Below are 18723 nucleotides of genomic sequence, written 5' to 3'. Positions count from 1 at the left end.
GCACGCAGCGCAATTTGCTTTTCTTTGGTATATTAGGCCGAATTAGTCCTAACACGTACTACTTTCAAGAAAGCCGTCGATGCAACGCTACACCACCACCGCCATCATCCTGCACTGGCTGACCGCCCTGCTGATCATCAGCGCCTTTGTCATGGGCCTGGTCATGGTCGACATTCCCGGCCTGACGCCCACCAAGCTCAAATATTTCTCGTGGCATAAGTGGCTGGGCGTGACCGTGCTGGCCATCGCCGCCATTCGCTTGCTGTGGCGCAAGGCCAATGTGCCGCCGCCGCACCCGGCCAGCATGGTCGCCTGGCAAAAGAAGGCGGCCGACGCCATGCACGTGCTGCTGTACATCCTGATCTTCGCCGTGCCCGTTTCCGGCTACCTGTACACCTTGGCCGCCGGCGTGCCGGTAGTCTACCTGGGCCTGTTCCAGCTGCCCGTCATCATGGCGCCGAACCCCGAACTTAAGCCGCTTTTAAAAGAGATTCATTATGTTCTGAACATGACCATGGCCGCCGCCGTGGCCGCCCATGTGCTGGCGGCGCTCAAGCACCAGTTCATCGACCGCGACGGCGTGCTTAAACGCATGCTGCCTTGACGTCCACTTCCCCTTGCTCACTGAAACTCCAGGAAAAATAAGATGAAAAACACCCAACGCATCGTCCTCGCTTCACTGCTGGGCCTGTCCGTGGCCGCCACCGCCGCCACCCTGCTGAAAGTCGATCCCGCCAAGACCAGCGTATCGGCCGTCTTCAAGCAAATGAATGTGCCAGTGGAAGCGAAATTCAAGAAATTCAATATCGCCATCGATTACAACCCGGCGACGCCGGACGCCTCGAAAGCGTCGGTGGAAATCGACACGGCCAGCATCGATATCGGCGATCCGGAATACAACAAGGAAGTGGCCAAGAAAGAATGGTTCAACTCGGCCCAGTTCCCGAAAGCCACGTTTGTCTCGAGCAGCATCAAGGCGGCCGGCGCGGGCAAGCTGACGGTTACCGGCAAGCTGAACATCAAGGGCAAGGCCACCGACGTGACCTTCCCCCTGACGGTGAAAGCCGACGGCGGCAAGTACACGTTCGACGGCGCCCTGCCGATCAAGCGCCTGACCTACAACATCGGCGAAGGCGAGTGGAAAGACACGAGCATGGTTGCCGACGAGGTCACCATCAAATTCCACGTCGCAGCACAGTAAGGCCCGGGAAAACGTCCATGGCGTTGCTCTTGCCTGGCCGTCCGTTCATGCGGCCTGCGGCAAGGCGCCTGGTCCTGAACGTTTTTCAGGCCTTACCAAGCACACCCCTACCACCTGTTCAACTATAGGATCTGCATGAAATTTTCGCACTTAATGATCGCCGTGCTGGCAGCCGCCGGCGCCGGTTCGGCCATGGCCGCCACCGACACCTACAACCTCGACCCGACGCATACCTTCCCCAGCTTTGAAGCCGATCACATGGGCATGTCCGTCTGGCGTGGCAAGTTCAACAAGACCAAGGGTAGCGTTACCCTGGACCGCGCCGCCAAGACGGGCAGCCTGGACCTGGTGATCGACGCCGATTCGATCGACTTCGGCCTCGACGCCATGAACACGCACGCGAAAAAAGCGGACATGTTCAACGTCGAAAAATTCCCGGAAATCAGCTACAAGAGCAAATCGTTCAAGTTCAATGGCGAACAGCTGGTGGAAGTCGACGGCGAGCTGACCCTGCTGGGCGTGACCAAGCCTGTCAAGCTGAACGTGAGCAAGTTCAAGTGCATCATGCACCCGCGCTACAAGCGTGAAGTGTGCGGCGCCGATGCCAGTGCGGAATTCAAGCGCAGCGACTTTGGCCTGAACTACGGCATGCCGGCGTTCTCGCCGGAAGTCAAACTGGCGATTCAGGTGGAAGCCATCAAGGCCGACTAACGGTCTGCTCCACTCGCCTTGCCGCATGACAAGCCCGCCTCGCTGCCCGCAGCCAGGCGGGCTTTTGCATGCGCAGCGCGAATCCGCTGGACTTTTCTATCGTGCGGCATCAGTATCAGCTGCCATGATGTTTTTCTGATATGGCAAACCACTCATCCATCGCGCGGAGGATTACATGAATTTCATTATCTGGATCGTTATTGGCGGCGTCATCGGCTGGCTGGCCAGCATGGTCATGAAAACCGATGCGCAACAGGGCATCTTCCTCAATATCGTGGTCGGCATCGTCGGCGCCTTCCTCGGCGGCTGGCTACTGGCGCCGCTGTTTGGCACGGGTACCATCAATAGCGACAATTTCAGCCTGTCTGCGCTGCTCGTCTCGTTCCTGGGCGCCGTGATCCTGCTGGGCATCGTCAATCTTTTACGTCGTGGAAAAATCCGCTGAGTCCTGACTCGCCGTTCTTCTCGAGATGGCCGGGCCGCGCAAGCGCCCGGCCATTTTTATTGCTGCCAGGACAATTGTATGGACAATACCACAGTCGCGGCACGAGAAAATGCGCGCTGGCGGCCCGTTTTCACCCATGGCGCACTGGAAACTGTGGTAACTCTGCCATATATGTCGACCATGCCTTGCGGAAAATGTGATTGACTAGTGCGAGTTCGATACGGATACTCTATATCGCCCGCTGAGAAAAACACTGGGTACGCACGCTGATTCCGACTTCCCACCATGTAAAAGACAAGAACTCGAATGAAAAAATCTCTAATCGCGCTCGCCATCCTGAGCAACTTCGCACACGCCGATGAAGGCATGTGGATGCCCCAACAGCTGCCACAAGTAGCCAAGGAATTGAAAGCGGCCGGATTGAAACTCGATCCGACCACCCTGACCAAGCTGACCGAATTCCCGATGGGCGCCATCGTCAGCCTGGGCGGTTGCTCGGCCTCGTTTGTTTCGCCGCAAGGCCTGGTTGCCACCAACCACCATTGCGTCTACAACAGCGTGGCGGTCAATTCGACCAAAGAGCGCGATTTGCTGGCCAACGGTTTCCTGGCCAAGACCTTCGCTGAAGAATTGCCGGCCGCCCCAGGCAGCCGCATCTTCGTCACCTCGGCCGTGACCAACGTCAGCGACAAGATCATCACGGCGGACGTGGCCAAGCTGCAAGGCAAGGCACGCATCGGCGCCATCGAGAAAAACCAGAAAAAACTGGTGGCCGAATGCGAAAAAGAAGCGGGCTTCCGCTGCACCGTGTCGAGCTACTACGGCGGCCTGGAGTTCTACCTGATCAAGCAACTGGAAATCCGCGACGTGCGCCTGGTGCACGCGCCGCCAGCCGGCGTGGGCAAGTTCGGCGGCGACACCGACAACTGGATGTGGCCGCGCCACACGGGCGACTACGGTTTCTACCGCGCCTACGTCAGCAAGGACGGCAAAGCTGCCGACTTCAGCAAGGACAACGTGCCGTACCAGCCAAAACACGTGCTGAAACTGGCCAAGGATGGCTTGAAAGAAGGCGATTTCGTGATGGCGCTGGGCTACCCTGGCCGCACCAACCGTCACCGCCTGCCATCGGAAGTGGCGTTCACGTTTGACTGGAACTACCCGGCCTTCGTGAAAGCGTCGGGCGAAACCCTGGCCATCATCGCGCGCGAAACCAAGGACAACAAGGATGTGGCCCTGAAATACGCGGGTCAGGTCGCTGGCGTGAACAATTACTACAAGAACCGCCAAGGCATGCTGGACTCGTACGCCGGCAGCGACTTCCTGGCGCGCAAGACGACGGAACACGAAGCCCTGAAAACCTGGGTCAACGCCAATCCTGCCCGCAAGGCGGAATTTGCCGGTGACATCGAGCAAGTGGAAAAGCTGATCGCCGAGCGCGATGCCGATACCAAGCGCGATTTCTTCCTCGGTTACGCACAGCCACGCCTGCTGAACACGGCACGCAGCCTGTACCGCCTGTCGAACGAAAGCACCAAGGCCGATACGGAACGCAAGTCCGGCTACCAGACGCGCGACTTGCCGCGCCTGTCGTCGGGCATCACGTCGGTCGAGCGCACCTACGATGAAAAAGTCGACAAGGCGCTGGTACTGAACAGCCTGACCAAGTACGCCGCGCAACCGGCAGCACAGCGCCGCGCCAGCTTCGACGCCGCCATCGGCATCAAGGATGGCATGTCGCAAGCCGACCTGGCCGCCGCTCTGGACAAACTGTATGCCGGCAGCAAGCTGGCCGACAAGGAAGAGCGCGCAGCATGGCTGAAACGCACGCCGGCTGAATTCCAGGCCAGCAAGGACAGCTTCATCCAGGCCGCCGTCGCCATGTATCCGGATTCGCTGAAAAATGAAGCGGAAGAAGAAGAACTGGGAGGCAAGATCCAGCAGGCGTACGCCAACTACATGAAAGCCAAGATCGCCTTCATGAAGAGCAAGGGCCAAGCCGTCTATCCTGACGCCAACAGCACCCTGCGCGTGACCTTCGGCAAAGTGGCTGGCCGCGACCATGGCGCCGATGGCACCACCTGGACCGCATTCACCACCGTCAATGGCGTCGTCGCCAAAGCCACGGGCGAAGGCGAGTTCAATGCACCAGCGAAACAACTGGCCGCGATCAAAGCCAAGGACTTCGGTAAATTCGTCGATCCGAAGCTGAAAACCGTGCCGGTCGACTACCTGGCGACCCTGGACATCACCGGCGGCAACTCCGGTTCGGCAGCCCTGAACTCGAAAGGCGAATTCATCGGCCTGGCATTCGACGGCACGCTGGACTCGATCATCTCCGATTGGGACTACAACAAGGCCAACACCCGTTCGATCCAGGTCGACCTGCGCTACATGCTGTGGAACATGAAACACATCGACCACGCAGACAACCTGCTGAAAGAAATGGGCGCCGAGTAATTGCCTGACAACAAAAACTAACAAGCCCGGCAACGGGCGCGTTTCACCTGAGCCACTCCCCCGGGAGTGGCTTTTTTTCGCCTAGCGTTTTACCTTGGAAAACCGGTAGGGCACGGCTTGCTCCGCGCCAAACACCTGCACGCGACTACTTCCCAATGGCAACATCACGCGCCGGCCCTCCTGCAGCAGCAAGGCCAGGTCGGCGCCGGGAAAGCGCTGCGCCAGTTGCGCATGCTGTGGCGGGGCGAGCGCATGGGCGGGAATGACGATGCGGTAATCGCCGTCGCCGAAGTCGAGCAGCAGGGCCGGCGCCTCATCCGACCCTGGCCCCGGCAGCGCCGTGATGCGCAAGCGCGTAGCCCCCTTGACGAGCTCGAACGCCGTCCACACGGGCAAGTCGCGCGCCACACGCCCGGCCTGCGCGCGCGGCGCCCGCTGTCCGCGGGCCGACGCCAGGCGCACGTCGGCCCGCGCATCGGCTGCGGCGCCATCGACGGCCAGCAGCCAGCCACGGTAACGTATCAGCGCGCCCTGCCCCAGCGCCGTGACGGAACCGCCGTCGGGCACCGGCACGGATGCGGCCGGCAAACGCAGCGGCGCCGCCTGCGTAGCCAGGCTGATGCACAACACCATCGCCACTGCCAGCCTCTTGCACATGCCGCCTCCGCTTGCGTGTATGCGCTATTCATAACACAAGTTGGGCCCAGGGCCGCTGCGGCGCATCAAGGCCGGAGCGCCGGTGCTACAATTGACAACCCGGCGGCGTGCTTACCCAGCGCGCTTTTCCTGCCCCTCCCAGACTCAGACCGCTATGCCATCAGACTTGCGCACGACCTACGAACTCGGTAACCACAACCAGACCACGACCTGGCTGGAATGCATCACTTTCTACAAAGATCTCGCCGCACGCTATCCGCACGTGCTGCGCTTCGAACAGATCGGCTTGTCCGATTCGGGCGTGCCCATCCACGCTGGCGTCGTCAGCGCCGATGGCGTCTTTGACCGCGAGCAAATCAAGCGCGAAGGCCGCACCGTCTTTTTCAACAACAACGGCATCCACCCGGGCGAACCGGAAGGCATCGACGCCTGCATGGCCATCGTGCGCGACCTGTGCACCGAACCGGAACGCCTGGCGGCGCTGGGCAGGACGGTCTTGCTGTTCATTCCGATCTACAACGTCGATGGCAGCCTGAACCGTGCCAACACCTCGCGCGTGAACCAGGATGGCCCGGAGCAATTCGGTTTCCGCGGCAATAGCCGCCACCTGGACTTGAACCGCGATTTCATCAAGTGCGACAGCCTGAACGCGCAAGTGTTCAACCGCCTGCTGACAAGCTGGGACCCGGACGTGATGGTCGACACGCACACGTCGAACGGCGCCGACTATCCGTACACGATGACCCTGATCCACACGCAGACGGATAAGCTGGGCAATGGCCTGGGCCCCTTCCTGCAAGACACCATGCTGCCGCACATCTTTGCGCAGATGGAAGGCGCCGGCTGGCCTACCTGTCCTTACGTGAATCCCGTCAAGGACAGCCCGGACCACGGCATCGCCGAATTCCTCGAAGTACCGCGTTTTTCGACGGGTTTTGCGGCCCTGCATCATGTCATCGGTTTCATGCCGGAAACGCATATGCTCAAGCCCTTTGCCGACCGCTACGCCTCCATGCGCGCCCTGCTCGACATCACGATGGCATTTACGGTCAAACACGGCGAACAGATCAAGCAGCTGCGCGCCCAGGCCAAGGCCGCCGGCCGCACGCAGGCCGAGTGGCCCATCCACTGGGCCATGAACGAAGAACAACCTTCGACCTTCCCCTTCAAGGGCTACGCGGCCAAATACACGGCGAGCGTGCTGGGCGACTACCAGCGCCTGTCGTATGACCGCTCGCAGCCGTGGGAACGCGATATCGCCTATTACAACCGTTTCGATGCGGATGTGACCATCGCCGCGCCGAAAGCCTATGTGGTGCCGCAAGCCTGGCGCGAAGTCATCGAGCGCCTGCGCTGGAATGGCGTCGAAATGTCACGCATCACCGCCGAACAGACGGTAACGGCGCGCTACTACCACATCGCCTCCGTCGGCACGCGCGCCACGGCCTATGAGGGACATATGTTCCACGACACGGTCGAAGTCGAAGCGCGCACGGGCCAGTTCACGCTGCAAGCGGGCGACTACGTGGTGCCCCTGGACCAGGACAATGCCCGCTACGCCGTGGAAACCCTGGAGCCGCAGGCGCACGACAGCTTCTTCCGCTGGGGTTTCTTCAACAGCGTGCTGGAGAAAAAAGAAGCGTTTTCCAATTATGTGTTCGAAGACATGGCATCCGAGCTGCTGCGCGACGAGCCGGCGCTGGCCGCCAAGTTTGCCGACTGGAAAGCAGCCAACCCGGCCTTGCTGAGCGATCAGGAAGCCGTGCTCGATTTCATCTTCGCCAACTGCCGGCGCTTCGCCGAGCCGGAATGGCGACGCTATCCAGTGATCGCCCTGATGTAAATCCGGGCTGTAGCGAATGCAATATCCTGGCGCCGCATCGGAGACCCCGGTGCGGCGCCTCTTTCTGTGCTCTACCCACAAGGTACACCCATGCACTACGCATTGAACCTGCGCACCTTTATTTACAGCCATTATTTTTACCTGGGCTTGCGCGTGGCCATCGGCCTGGTCGGCCTGACCTTGCTGACCCTGGAAATCAGCGACAGCACGACCGCCATGACAGTGTGCATCGGCGCCCTGTGCACGACCTTGATGGACATGCCCAGTCCGCTGCGCCACAAGTTCAACGAGATGCTGGCCTCGGTCCTGCTATGCAGCGCCGTCACCCTGTTGATCAGCTTGTGCGGCCCCGTGCAGTGGCTGTTGATGACGGTGCTGGTACTGGTCAGTTTCCTTGCCAGCATGATGGTGGTGTACGGCAAGAAATCCATGCCCTTGCAGCTGGCGGCCCTGTTCATCATGACCATGTCGATGGAGCATCAGATGACATGGCAGCAATCGTTCCACCATGCGGGCCTGTTCATGCTGGGGGGATTGATCTATCTGGCCTACGCCATGGCCATCGCCTGGGTCCTGCGCCACCGCATCAAGCAGCAAGTGCTGGCCGAAGCCCTGTTCGAACTGGCCGCCTACATCAACATCAAGGCCGATTTCTACGACACGCGCTTCAACCTGACGGAGCAGTTCAACAAGCTGGTGCGCCATCAAAGCATCCTGGCCGACCGCCAGCAAGCGTCGCGCGACTTGATTCTCCGCAGCCACAAAAACAGCAAGGATGCGATCGTCGTGCAGGTGCACGTGTGCATGCTCGATCTATATGAGCTGATCCTTTCCACGCACACCGATTACGCGCTGCTGCGCCATCACCTGGCCGACTCCGACGTCTTGAAATCCTTGCACGACCTGGCCTACAAGGCGGCGCGCGACATCGAGTCCGTCGCGTATGCCGTCACGCGCAAGCGCGCCTCGTATGCGCAGATCAGCTACGACAAGGAATGGGCCGACATCGAAGCCGAGATTGCCCGCCTGCAAGCGAAGGGAGAAAACGCCCAGGAAGCGCTGGCGACCCTGCGCGCACAGCGCAACAAGATTCGCGCCATCCTGAAGATGATCGGCGAGCTGCACCTGGCCACGCAAAAGGTCTATGCCGACGTGCCGTTCTGGAGCGGCGCGGACATGGCGCCGTTTTTGTCGCAGCAAAAATACGAACTGAAGACCCTGCTGGCCAACCTGCGCCTGGACTCGCCCGTCTTCCGCTTCGCCCTGCGCGTGTCGATGGCCATTTCCGTGGGATTGCTGATCGGCCACTGGCTGCCGTACGCGGCGCACAGTTACTGGATCGTGCTCACCATCGTCATCATCCTGCGGCCTACCTTCAGCATGACGCGCCAGCGCCGCGCCGACCGCATCATCGGCACCATCATCGGCTGCGTGATCACCGCCATCGTGATCCGCTTCGTGCACAGCAATATCGTGCTGATGGCCATCCTGTTCCTCTCCATCGTGGCCACGCCCACCTTCATTTACTTGCGCTACCGCTACACGGCCATCGCCGTCAGCCTGATGATCTTGCTGCAAATGCATCTGGTGGCGCCCAGCAACCCGAATCTCGTCAGCGAGCGCCTGATCGACACCCTGATCGGCGCGGCGGTGGCCACCGTGTTCAGCTTCGTGCTGGCCAACTGGGAATACCAGAGCCTGCCAAGGCTGGTGCGCCAGGTGCTCAACGTTAACCTGAGCTATATGCAAACCAGCTTCGAGCTCCTGCAAGGCAAATGTTTCGATGACTTCGCCTACCGCATCAAGCGCAAGCGCCTGATGGACAGCCTGGCCGCGCTCAGCTCGGCGCTGGTGCGCATGCTCGACGAACCAGCCAGCAAGCAGCGGGCCGTGGAAGACATCAACCTGTTCATCGTGCAAAACTACCTGCTGGTCGCCCACGTGGCGGCGCTGCGCTCCATCCTGGGACGCCATGCCAGCCAGCTGCCTGTCGCGCCCGTCAACGCCTTGCTCAGCCACAGCCATACGCAAGTGTGTCTGACCCTGTCGCGCGCGCTCGACCAGCTCGACGACAAGGCCGCCATCAGCGCGCCGCTGGCCGCACCGCCCGCGCCGCCCGTCAGCGACGTGGCCTGGTCGGGCTGGCCGCTGGTGCAGCGCCGCATCCGCCTGTTGCAGGCCGATGCGGACAAGATCGTGATACATAGCGCGGCGATCGTGCATATCGTGGCGCCGCGCTAGGCCGCGGGAATTTACTTCAGATACCGCTCGAACCAGCCGATGGTGCGCTTCTGCAAGTCGCGCTGGTTTTCCGGCTTGCGGAAGGAATGGCCTTCGCCATCGTAGATGAACAGGCTGGACGGCACGCCCATGGCGCGCAGGCCGTGCCAGAATTCCAGCGACTGGGCGGCCGGCGTTTCCACGTCGCGCTCGCCCACATAGATCAGGGTCGGCGTCTTCGCCGCCTTGATCGATTCGATGGGCGAAGCACGGCGGTAGACGTCCGGCTTGTCATACGCGGAAGCGCCGAAAAACGGGATCATCCACTGATTGATGCCGTTCTGGCCGTAATAGCTGATCCAGTTCGACACGCCCGCGCCGGCCACGGCCGCCTTGAAACGGTCGCTGTGCGTGACGCCCCACATGGTCATGAAGCCGCCATACGAATGGCCTATCAGGCCCAGGCGCTGGCCATCGACGGGCGCCACCTTTTGCACCGCATCGATGCCGGCCAGGATGTCGCGCCAGTCGCCGCCGCCAAAGTCCGCCATGTTGGCGCGCGTAAAGGCCTGGCCCTGGCCAAAGCTGCCGCGCGGATTGGGCAGGAAGACAAAGTAGCCTTTCTGCGTCAATTCCTGAATCACGGTGGCCGCTTCCACGTAGCGGGGCGAGGCGGCCGCGCCCGGTCCGCCATGCACATTGACGATCATCGGATACTGCTTGCCCGCTTCCGTCTTCAACGGCCCCAGCAGCCAGCCTTGCACCTGGTATTGCTCATTCGTCCAGCCCACGTTTTGCACGCTCACCTGCGGCGCAAACTGGTCATTGGCTTGTGTAATCTTTTTCAGCTGCCCGACCGGCCCGGCCACCAGGTGGCTGGCGTGCGTAAAGTCTTCCTGTGCGGCGGCGGCCTGCCGGCCGTCGGCGCTGAACGACAAACGGCCATCGGCCGCGCTGCTGCTGAGTTCGCCGAGCAGCACAGGCTGGGCGGGGCCATTTTGCGCATCGACAGGCACCAGCGCCAGCTGCGAGTCGATCAGGGCCGTCGCCAGCAAGCCCGCGCCGCGCCAGACGACGCCGTTGAAGGTGCCGCGGTAATCGGGCGTGAGGTTGCGCGGCGTGCCGCCGGCCAGCGGCACAGTGTAGAGATCGCCGCCGATGGAGCCGAAATCGCTCATCAGGCCGCCGATGAAGACCACCGTCTTGCCATCCGGCGAGACCGAAGGCAGGTTCAGCTGCATGGCCGGCGCGGCGATCACGCGCAAGGCACCCGTGCCCGCATCAATATGGCTGAGTTTGGCGACCCACCAGTTGCTGTCGCCATTGCCTTGCGCGCTGCTGGCAACGAAGCCGCGGCCATCGGGCGTCCAGTTGTATTCATACACATAGGTGTCGGCCGGCGACAGCAAACGCAGCTCGCCGCCGCTGGCCGCCACCACGGCGATGCGCTGGGCATCGTCTTCGCTGCCCACTTCGCCCACCTGGCGCGCGCCCGCTTCCACGGCGCCGGCCAGCTTGCGCGCGCCCACCGTGGCCAGCAAGGCCACCTGCTTGCCATCGGGCGACCAGCGCGCCGTGCTGGCCACGCCTTTGATGCTGGTCAATACCTTGGCTTGCGTCTGTGTCATCGTGGCCAGGTACAGATGCGCCATGCCCGCTTTGGCGTCATAACCGAGGAACGCCAGCTGACGGCCATCGGGCGACCAGCTGGGCTTGTCGTAAGAACACACGGCGCAGGGGTCGAACTCTTGCACGATGGCGCCGTTGGCGGCATCGCGCACGACGATGGCCGCATGCGGGCGCTGCGGCTGGGCGCCAGCCTTGCTCGATTCGATGGCGACGATGCGCTGGCCATTGCCCGACAGGGCCACGGCGCGATAGTCGCGCAAGACCGGGGCCGCGCCCGATTTCACTGCGGGGGCTGCTTGTACCGTCACGCCAAGGAGCATGCTTGCCAGCAGGCCATAGCTGGCCAGATCAGTTATTTTCATCATGTAATTTCCGGTTAGAAATAAAAAAAACCGCCGGCAAGCGCGGCGGTTTCGAGTCAACAACACAGCATCATTTGGCCTGTTTTCCCAGGTGAGAATGCCGCACGCTATACAGGAAATAAATAGCCACCGTGACGGCCATCCACACGCTGAACACGACAAACGTCGTATGCGGCAAGTCCCGCATGATGTACAGGCAAGCCATCACACTCAAGCCGGGAATCACATACGGGCCGAACGGCACGCTGAAGCCTTCGATGCGGTTCGCGCCCTGCTTGTGGCGCAGCACGGGCACGGCGATCGACACCACCATGAAGGCCGTCAGGGTGCCGATGCTGACCATGTCCCACAGATAGGTCGCGTCCACCGTGCCGGCCACCACGGCCACCACCAGGCAGACGATGATGGTATTGCTGACCGGCACCAGGGTACGCGGGTGGATTTTCTGGAACGATTTCGGAATCAGGCCATCGCGGCTGACGGCAAACAGGATGCGCGTCTGGCCATAGATGGTCACCAGGGTCACGCTGAAGACGGAAATAACGGCGCCGGCCGACAGCACCAGCGCCGGCCAGGTCTTGCCCGTGACGTTTTGCAGAATCACCGCCAGGCCCGCTTCCTGGCCTTCGAACAGTTTCGCCTGCTGCGCGCCGAGAGCGGCCACGGCCACCAGCAGATAAAACACGGTGACGATCAGCAAGGCACCAAGGATGCCGCGCGGCACATTGCGCGTGGGATTTTTTACCTCGTCGCCCGCCGTCGCCACCGTATCGAGGCCGATGAACGAGAAGAAGACGGTGCCGGCGGCGGCCGTCACGCCCGTCATGCCGGCAAAGCCCTTGCTGTTGTCGGCATTGAAGAAGGGGAAGAAGTTGTCGGCATTAAAACCGGAAAACGCGATGACGATGAAGAACACGAGGATCGCCAGCTTGATGATGACCATGATGGCATTCATCAGGGCCGATTCCTTGGCGCCGCGCAGCAGCAGGAAGCCGCACATGCAGATCAGGAAGATGGGCGGCAGGTTGATGTGGCCGGCATGAAATTCCATGCCATGCGGGCCGGAAACAATCATCGGCGTGCGCAGCATTTCCGGAATATGCCAGCCGAAGGCATTTTCCAGGAAGTTATTCAGATAGGACGACCAGCCGATGGCTACGGCGCTGCCCGCCAACCCGTATTCGAGCAACAGGCAGGCGGCCATGATGAAGGCAAGAAACTCGCCCACGGTGGCATAGGCGAACGAATACGAGGAACCGGAGGCAGGAATGCGGAACGACAGCTCCGCATAGCACAGGGCCGTCAGGCCGGCCGTGATGGCGGCGATCAGGAACGACAGGATGACTGACGGGCCCGCCTTAGGGACGGCCTCGACCATGGTAAAGAAAATGCCCGTGCCGATGGTGGCGCCGACGCCGATCATGGTGAGGGAAAACAGGCCGATGGATCGGCTCAAGCCGCTGCTGCTGAGGCCCTCACCATACTCGACCGTGGTATCGATCGGCTTGGTGCGGCAAAGTTTCTGGACCAGGGTTTGGCTCACTAGCATTCCTTTATGAGGCATGCACTTACACACCGAGCAAAACCTGCTGCGCGTCGTGATTCGCGGCCGGCGATGCTCGCCGTGCATTCGCACAGCTGCGCTTCTTGGCCACAACTCATCCCGCTCGCTACGGTTTTGCTAGATGTTGTTAGGAACATGACGGGTAAAAACACTTAAAAACGGCGCTCCGGCCCTACCTGGCAAAAAACCGGAAAGATCGCGTCCATTTTCAAAACTAAGCGATTATAGGGCTTTCATCGGCTCAGCTAAACAGAAGTTTGATGCAAGGAAACAACGCCAGGCGTGCGCCGCAAAACGCGCGCTGGCGCTAGGAGAGCATCGAGTTGCCAATATGAAAGAAAAAGCGCGCCGCTGCAGGAGCAGGGGCGCGCTGTCGGTTCAGCTCAGCCGAGCCGGATTATTTCTTGCCCTGCGGCGCATCGGCCGGTGGCCAGCCCGCTTCGTAGCCTTGCGGCACGTCGTCGCGGCGGTCTTTCGGCGCCAGGCCCAGCACGTAGTACAGCACCGTCAGCAGGATCAGCCAGGCCGGTCCGACCATCAGGGCGATGCGCGTATCGGGGAAATACGCCATCAAACCGATCACCAGCGCCAGGAAAGCCAGCGAAATCCAGGAACCGTATGGCGCGAACGGCATGCGGAAGGCCAGGTTCTTGATTTCCAGCGGCGTCAAGGTCTTGCGGAACTGAATCTGCGTGACCAGGATCACGCCCCAGGTCCAGACGGCGCCGAAGGTGGAGATCGAGGTGACCCAGATAAACACTTTTTCCGGCACCAGGTAGTTCAGCAGCACGCCCAGCAGCAGCGCGAAGACGGACACCAGGATGGCGCGGCGCGGCACGCCGCTCGAGGTGGTTTCCGCAAACGCTTTCGGCGCCTGGCCTTGCAGCGCCAGGTTGTACAGCATGCGGCCCGTGCTGAAGATACCGCCATTGCACGACGATAAGGCTGCCGTCAGCACGACGAAGTTGATGATGCCGGCCGCCGTCTTGATGCCCAGGCGTTCGAACGTCATCACGAACGGGCTGCCCGTGGTGCCGATTTCATTCCATGGATAGATCGACAGGATGACGAACAGCGCGCCGACATAGAAAATCAGGATGCGCCAGAACACCGAATTGATGGCGTCCGGGATCGATTTCTTCGGGTTGGCCGCTTCGCCGGCCGTCAGGCCGATCATTTCCACGCCCAGGTAGGCAAACATCACCATCTGCAATGACATCAGCACGCCTTGCGCGCCATTCGGGAAGAAGCCGCCATGCGTCCACAGGTTGGAAATGCCGATGGCCACGCCGTCGTTGCCGAAACCGAAGATGATCATGCCGGCGCCGCCGATGATCATCATGATGATGGTGACCACCTTGATCAGGGCGAACCAGAATTCGAATTCGCCGTAGGCTTTCACGGCCAGCAGGTTGATCGCGCCCATGGAACCCAGCGCCGCCAGGGCCCAGATCCAGCGCGGCGTGTCGGGGAACCAGATGCCCATGTAGATGGCGACTGCGGTAATTTCCGCCACGCAAGTGACCAGCCACAGGAACCAGTAGTTCCAGCCCGTCAGGTAGCCTTGCAGCGGGCCCAGGTAATCCTGGGCATAGCGGCTGAACGAGCCGGCCACCGGATTGTGCACGGCCATTTCGCCCAGCGCGCGCATGATCATGAAGATGACCGCGCCACCGATAATATACGACAGCATGATGCCGGGACCGGCCATCTTGATGGCGTTGCCGGAACCCAGAAACAGGCCCACGCCAATCGCCGCACCCAGCGCCATCAGGCGTATCTGCCGCTCGCCCAGGCCGCGGTGCAAGCCTTGTTCACTCGTTTTCATTACGTGTCTCCGTTTTTTTCTTGAATACACCGATCCCTCCACCCCAATGGCGGTTCCGCTCTTGCTGGAAAGGAGGAAAGGGCGAGCCGGCGGCAATCGCCGGCATGCTCAGATGATCAGGCCAGTTCGGCGATCAGTTCGATCTCGACGCAAGCGCCCAGCGGGATTTGCGCCACGCCGAAGGCGGAACGCGCATGCTTGCCGCTGTCGCCGAAGACTTCGACGAACAGTTCCGAGGCGCCGTTGGTGACCAGGTGCTGTTCCGTGAACTCGGAGGTGGAATTGACCAGGCTCATGACCTTGACGATGCGTTTGACTTTGTTCAGGTCGCCGCCGCAAGCGTCTTGCAGGGTGGCGATCAGTTCGATGGCGATGCCGCGCGCGGCCACTTTGCCTTCTTCCGTGCTGACATCCTTGCCCAGTTGACCGACCCAGACCTTGCCATCCTTCTTGGCCAGGTGGCCGGACAGGAACACGGTATTGCCGGTGCGGGCATGCATCACATAGGCGGCGGCTGGCGCGGCAACGACTGGCAATTCGATGTTGAGGGCTTTGAGTTTTTCGTAAAACGACATGCTATTTCTCCAAGAAAACAATATAAACGAAACCGAAATTCATGAACGGCTGGGCTGGGATAACGCTGCCCTGGCCGCGCGGCCATAGACCGTCAACAGTGCCAGATTAAACGTCATCATATTGGTGAACCAGCAGTTTTAGTTCACAAATAGGCCCGGTTATTCAGTGGATTATACCGACAATCAAACAAAATTCAGCATCGTTTCATGAAGCATGCTCTACAGGCATCGAGCGTGTATTTTTTCATTCAATTATCACTTAAGCAATGTCAAGCCCGCTGGATCAAGGTTTATCGCATTCAGAAACGCCTGGTCGTGCGATACCACAAGTAACGCACCCTGATATTGCAGCAGCATCTGTTCCAGCGCCTGCAGGCTGGCCAGGTCCAGGTGATTGTCGGGTTCGTCGAGCAGCAGCAACTGGGGCGGCGCCTGCGCGTACAGTTCGGCCGCCAGCGCCAGCTTCATGCGCTCGCCTCCGCTGAGCAGGTGGCTGGGCATGGTGGCGCGCGCGCCGGCGATGCCCAGCAGCGCCAGCCGCGTGCGCAACTCCCCTTCCGCCAGGGTGCTGTTGCGCTCCTGCAAACGCTGCACGGCGCTCAAGCCACCGGCGTGGGCGCCCGCGTGCTGGTCCAGCCAGGCCACCCGCGCATGGCAACGCAACTCGCCGCCGGCGGGCGCCAGTTGCCCCGCGATCACGCGCAGCAGGGTCGACTTGCCGCTGCCGTTGTTTCCCGTCACGGCCAGGCGGCGCGGGCCGCTGAGCTGCAAGTCCAGCGGCTGCGCCTGGCCATACGGCAAGACCAGCGCGCGCAGCTCAAGGAGCAACTTGCCGTTGGGGACGACGCTGTCCGGCGCCAGCAGCAGGCGTTCGGCGTCGGGCGCGCAACGGGCGCGGGCTTCAAGCACCCGCTGCAGGCGCGCCTGCAGCGCCTCCTGCGCGCGCAGGCGCAGCTTGCCCTGGCTATCCTGGCTCTTTTCCTTTTTCGCATCGAGCAGCAGCTTGCTTTGATTGCCTTCGCGCCCTTCCCTCTCGCCGCGCCCGACTCTGCGCTGCTGGCGCTCCGCCTGCTGCTGCGCCTCGCGCTGCCCGCGCCTGGCGCCCGCCTTCTCCGCCTGCAGGGCGGCAACAAAACCAGCTTGCTCCTGCGCGCGCTGCTGCGCGTAAAACGCATAGTTGCCGCCATAGCTGCGCAAGCCCAGACTCGACAATTCGACGATGGCATCGACGTGCTGCAGCAAGCCGCGGTCATGGCTGACCAGCAGCAAGCCGCGCGGCCAGCGCGCGATCTGCGCCACCAGGCGGGCACGCTGGCGCGCATCGAGATGGTTGCTCGGCTCATCGAGCAGCAACCAGTCCGCCTGCGACAGCCAGGCCCCCCGCAGGGCGATGCGCTGGCGTTCGCCGCCGCTCAGGCTGGCCGTCGGCGTGCCGGCTTCCACATGCGGCAAGTCGATCTCGTCGAGCGCCTGGCGCAGCTTGGCCGGCGCATCCCAGCGCTCGCCCACCAGCGCGTAATCGTCGGCATCGACGGAACCGGCGGCAATACGTTCGAGCGCGGCCAGCAAGCCATCCATGCCGGCAAGCGCGGCCACGGTGGGATAGCGCTGCGGGTCGAGCTCCTGCGCCACGCAATGGAGCGTGCCGTCGCCACGCACGGCGCCGCTGGTGGGCTGTTCGAGGCCGGCCAGCAGGCGCGCCAGCACGCTCTTGCCCACGCCGTTATCGCCGACGAGGCCGATACGCTGCGGGGCAAAAGTAAATTGCAGATCGGAAAACAGGGCGCGGCCATCGGGCAGCGCAAAGGAAAGACGGTCGAGTTGTAGCAAAGCGGGCATGGATACTCCTTGGGCAGGCTGGCGAACCCGCGCGGCACGCAGCGCGCTGGCGGGAAGGGCAAGGCCGTGCACAGCACGGCAGTATCAATGGCGCATGTCGAAGCGTCCTGGAGGAATGTTGGAAGGAGCCGTGAGTCTAGCAGAAGATGGCGCGCGTTGCCGACGCGGCACGCGCGGCACGCCAGCATCGGCCTGTCAGCGCTGGCCCAGGGTCGTGTCGCCGAACAGCTGCTTCAATTCGCGCGGCTGCGAACGCCAGTACTGCGGTGGCGCCTGCACTTGCGCACCCAGCTGGGCCGCCGCATGCCAGGGCCAGCGCGGGTCGAACAGGATGGCCCGGGCCAGCGCCACCATGTCGGACTGGCCCTGCGCGATGATGTCTTCCGCCTGCTGCGCCTCCGTGATCAAGCCCACGCTGATGGTGGGCAAGCCGCTGTCGCGCTTGATGCGCTCGGCAAACGCCACCTGGTAGCCGGGGCCGACGGGAATTTGCTGCTGCGGAGAAATGCCGCCGCTGGAGACGTGAATGAAATCGGCGCCCAGCTGCTTGAGTTCCTGTGCGAAGCGCACGCTTTGCTCGATCTCCCAGCCGCCGTCGACCCAATCCGTGGCGGAAAGGCGCACGCCCACGGCCACGCTGGCGGGCACGGCGGCGCGCACGGCGTCGAAGACTTCCAGCGGAAAACGCATGCGATTGTCCAGGCTGCCGCCATACGCATCCGTGCGATGATTCGACAGGGGCGAGAGGAACTGGTGCAGCAGATAGCCATGCGCCGCGTGCAGTTCGATGCCTTCGATGCCGAGCGCATGCACGCGCTGGGCGGCGGCGACAAAGGCCCCCTTGATCTGCAACAAGCCCATCTCGTCGAGGGCGAGCGGCACCGTCTCGCCCGGCGCGTGGGCGATGGCGGACGGCGCCACCGTTTGCCAGCCGCCATCGGCCAGGCGCACGCAGGCGCCCCCCTCCCATGGCGCGCGGCTCGACGCCTTGCGTCCCGCATGGCCCAGCTGCACCACCAGCGGGACAGGCGCATGGCGGCGGATCGCCTGCACCACTTTTGCCAGCGCCGCCTGGTTGGCGTCCGACCACAGGCCCAGGTCCTCGGCCGAGATGCGTCCCTCGGGCGAGACGGCCGTCGCCTCCGTCATCAGCACGCCCGCGCCGGACAGGGCCAGGTGGCCCAGGTGGATCATGTGCCAGTCGGTGGCGTTGCCGTTGTCGGCCGAGTACTGGCACATGGGCGCGATGGCGATGCGGTTGGCCACCTGCAGGGGGCCCAGCGCGAATGGCGTGAAGAGCTGACTCATGGCGCACTCCGGAAAAGGGGAAGCACCGATTCTACTGCGCTTTGGCGATCGGGGCCTTACACCTGCTTACGTTTGATACAG

14 protein-coding genes are annotated in these 18723 nt (G+C 62.1%); 7 read left to right on the top strand and 7 right to left on the bottom strand.

Annotated elements, in window-relative coordinates; genetic code table 11:
* Nucleotides 1-79 precede the first annotated feature (79 nt).
* The 5 genes from YQ44_RS00530 to YQ44_RS00510 all read left to right on the top strand — a co-directional run bounded on the left by YQ44_RS00530 (nt 80) and on the right by YQ44_RS00510 (nt 4817).
* Complete coding sequence (locus YQ44_RS00530; protein WP_046684510.1) at nt 80-604, top strand: cytochrome b; 525 nt, start codon at nt 80-82, stop codon at nt 602-604.
* 42 nt (nt 605-646) lie between these two features.
* Nucleotides 647-1201, top strand: a complete 555-nt coding sequence (locus YQ44_RS00525; protein ID WP_071321705.1) for a YceI family protein — start codon at nt 647-649, stop codon at nt 1199-1201.
* Between the two features lie 135 nt (nt 1202-1336).
* Nucleotides 1337-1912, top strand: coding sequence for a YceI family protein (locus YQ44_RS00520; protein ID WP_071321704.1), 576 nt, complete (start codon nt 1337-1339; stop codon nt 1910-1912).
* A 175-nt stretch (nt 1913-2087) separates the two neighbouring features.
* A complete protein-coding gene (locus tag YQ44_RS00515; RefSeq protein WP_071321703.1) occupies nt 2088-2357 on the top strand; it encodes a GlsB/YeaQ/YmgE family stress response membrane protein in 270 nt (89 codons plus the stop codon).
* Nucleotides 2358-2663: 306 nt separating this feature from the next.
* Complete coding sequence (locus YQ44_RS00510) at nt 2664-4817, top strand: S46 family peptidase (RefSeq protein ID WP_071321702.1); 2154 nt, start codon at nt 2664-2666, stop codon at nt 4815-4817.
* A gap of 81 nt (nt 4818-4898) precedes the next feature.
* On the opposite strand, the gene YQ44_RS00505 is transcribed toward YQ44_RS00510, so the two are convergent.
* The gene (locus YQ44_RS00505) at nt 4899-5474 is read right to left on the bottom strand and encodes a hypothetical protein (RefSeq protein WP_071321701.1); all 576 of its coding nucleotides are present in this window, start codon (nt 5472-5474) and stop codon (nt 4899-4901) included.
* A gap of 154 nt (nt 5475-5628) precedes the next feature.
* Here YQ44_RS00505 and YQ44_RS00500 point away from each other — a divergent pair, with 154 nt between their 5' ends.
* Nucleotides 5629-7317 (top strand): M14 family zinc carboxypeptidase, encoded by a 1689-nt coding sequence (locus YQ44_RS00500; RefSeq protein WP_071321700.1) that lies wholly within the window; start codon nt 5629-5631, stop codon nt 7315-7317.
* 90 nt (nt 7318-7407) lie between these two features.
* Nucleotides 7408-9558, top strand: coding sequence for an FUSC family protein (locus tag YQ44_RS00495; RefSeq protein WP_071321699.1), 2151 nt, complete (start codon nt 7408-7410; stop codon nt 9556-9558).
* Between the two features lie 11 nt (nt 9559-9569).
* Here the strand turns inward: YQ44_RS00495 and YQ44_RS00490 are convergent, their stop codons facing one another.
* The 6 genes from YQ44_RS00490 to YQ44_RS00465 all read right to left on the bottom strand — a co-directional run bounded on the left by YQ44_RS00490 (nt 9570) and on the right by YQ44_RS00465 (nt 18642).
* Complete coding sequence (locus tag YQ44_RS00490; protein WP_232251016.1) at nt 9570-11531, bottom strand: S9 family peptidase; 1962 nt, start codon at nt 11529-11531, stop codon at nt 9570-9572.
* Nucleotides 11532-11598: 67 nt separating this feature from the next.
* On the bottom strand, nt 11599-13071 hold the full coding sequence (locus YQ44_RS00485; RefSeq protein WP_083411568.1) for an amino acid permease: 1473 nt from the start codon (nt 13069-13071) through the stop codon (nt 11599-11601).
* Nucleotides 13072-13489: 418 nt separating this feature from the next.
* Nucleotides 13490-14920, bottom strand: a complete 1431-nt coding sequence (locus YQ44_RS00480; RefSeq protein ID WP_071321697.1) for an amino acid permease — start codon at nt 14918-14920, stop codon at nt 13490-13492.
* 116 nt (nt 14921-15036) lie between these two features.
* On the bottom strand, nt 15037-15495 hold the full coding sequence (locus tag YQ44_RS00475; RefSeq protein ID WP_071321696.1) for a RidA family protein: 459 nt from the start codon (nt 15493-15495) through the stop codon (nt 15037-15039).
* A gap of 255 nt (nt 15496-15750) precedes the next feature.
* Nucleotides 15751-17334 (bottom strand): ATP-binding cassette domain-containing protein, encoded by a 1584-nt coding sequence (locus YQ44_RS00470; RefSeq protein ID WP_071321695.1) that lies wholly within the window; start codon nt 17332-17334, stop codon nt 15751-15753.
* Nucleotides 17335-17529: 195 nt separating this feature from the next.
* Complete coding sequence (locus YQ44_RS00465) at nt 17530-18642, bottom strand: NADH:flavin oxidoreductase/NADH oxidase (RefSeq protein ID WP_071321694.1); 1113 nt, start codon at nt 18640-18642, stop codon at nt 17530-17532.
* Nucleotides 18643-18723: the final 81 nt, after the last annotated feature.

The sequence above is a fragment of the Janthinobacterium sp. 1_2014MBL_MicDiv genome (assembly GCF_001865675.1).
In the GTDB taxonomy this organism is placed as follows: domain Bacteria; phylum Pseudomonadota; class Gammaproteobacteria; order Burkholderiales; family Burkholderiaceae_D; genus Janthinobacterium.
This window is presented reverse-complemented; position numbering and strand designations above follow the sequence as displayed.

Excerpts from the sequence above, each read along its gene's own strand:
- YQ44_RS00470 (WP_071321695.1), bottom strand. The coding sequence starts at position 17,334 with ATGCCCGCTTTGCTACAACTCGACCGTCTTTCCTTTGCGCTGCCCGAT.
- YQ44_RS00505 (WP_071321701.1), bottom strand. The coding sequence starts at position 5,474 with ATGTGCAAGAGGCTGGCAGTGGCGATGGTGTTGTGCATCAGCCTGGCT.
- YQ44_RS00465 (WP_071321694.1), bottom strand. The coding sequence starts at position 18,642 with ATGAGTCAGCTCTTCACGCCATTCGCGCTGGGCCCCCTGCAGGTGGCC.
- YQ44_RS00500 (WP_071321700.1), top strand. The coding sequence starts at position 5,629 with ATGCCATCAGACTTGCGCACGACCTACGAACTCGGTAACCACAACCAG.
- YQ44_RS00515 (WP_071321703.1), top strand. The coding sequence starts at position 2,088 with ATGAATTTCATTATCTGGATCGTTATTGGCGGCGTCATCGGCTGGCTG.
- YQ44_RS00510 (WP_071321702.1), top strand. The coding sequence starts at position 2,664 with ATGAAAAAATCTCTAATCGCGCTCGCCATCCTGAGCAACTTCGCACAC.
- YQ44_RS00525 (WP_071321705.1), top strand. The coding sequence starts at position 647 with ATGAAAAACACCCAACGCATCGTCCTCGCTTCACTGCTGGGCCTGTCC.
- YQ44_RS00495 (WP_071321699.1), top strand. The coding sequence starts at position 7,408 with ATGCACTACGCATTGAACCTGCGCACCTTTATTTACAGCCATTATTTT.
- YQ44_RS00490 (WP_232251016.1), bottom strand. The coding sequence starts at position 11,531 with ATGATGAAAATAACTGATCTGGCCAGCTATGGCCTGCTGGCAAGCATG.
- YQ44_RS00530 (WP_046684510.1), top strand. The coding sequence starts at position 80 with ATGCAACGCTACACCACCACCGCCATCATCCTGCACTGGCTGACCGCC.
- YQ44_RS00480 (WP_071321697.1), bottom strand. The coding sequence starts at position 14,920 with ATGAAAACGAGTGAACAAGGCTTGCACCGCGGCCTGGGCGAGCGGCAG.
- YQ44_RS00520 (WP_071321704.1), top strand. The coding sequence starts at position 1,337 with ATGAAATTTTCGCACTTAATGATCGCCGTGCTGGCAGCCGCCGGCGCC.
- YQ44_RS00475 (WP_071321696.1), bottom strand. The coding sequence starts at position 15,495 with ATGTCGTTTTACGAAAAACTCAAAGCCCTCAACATCGAATTGCCAGTC.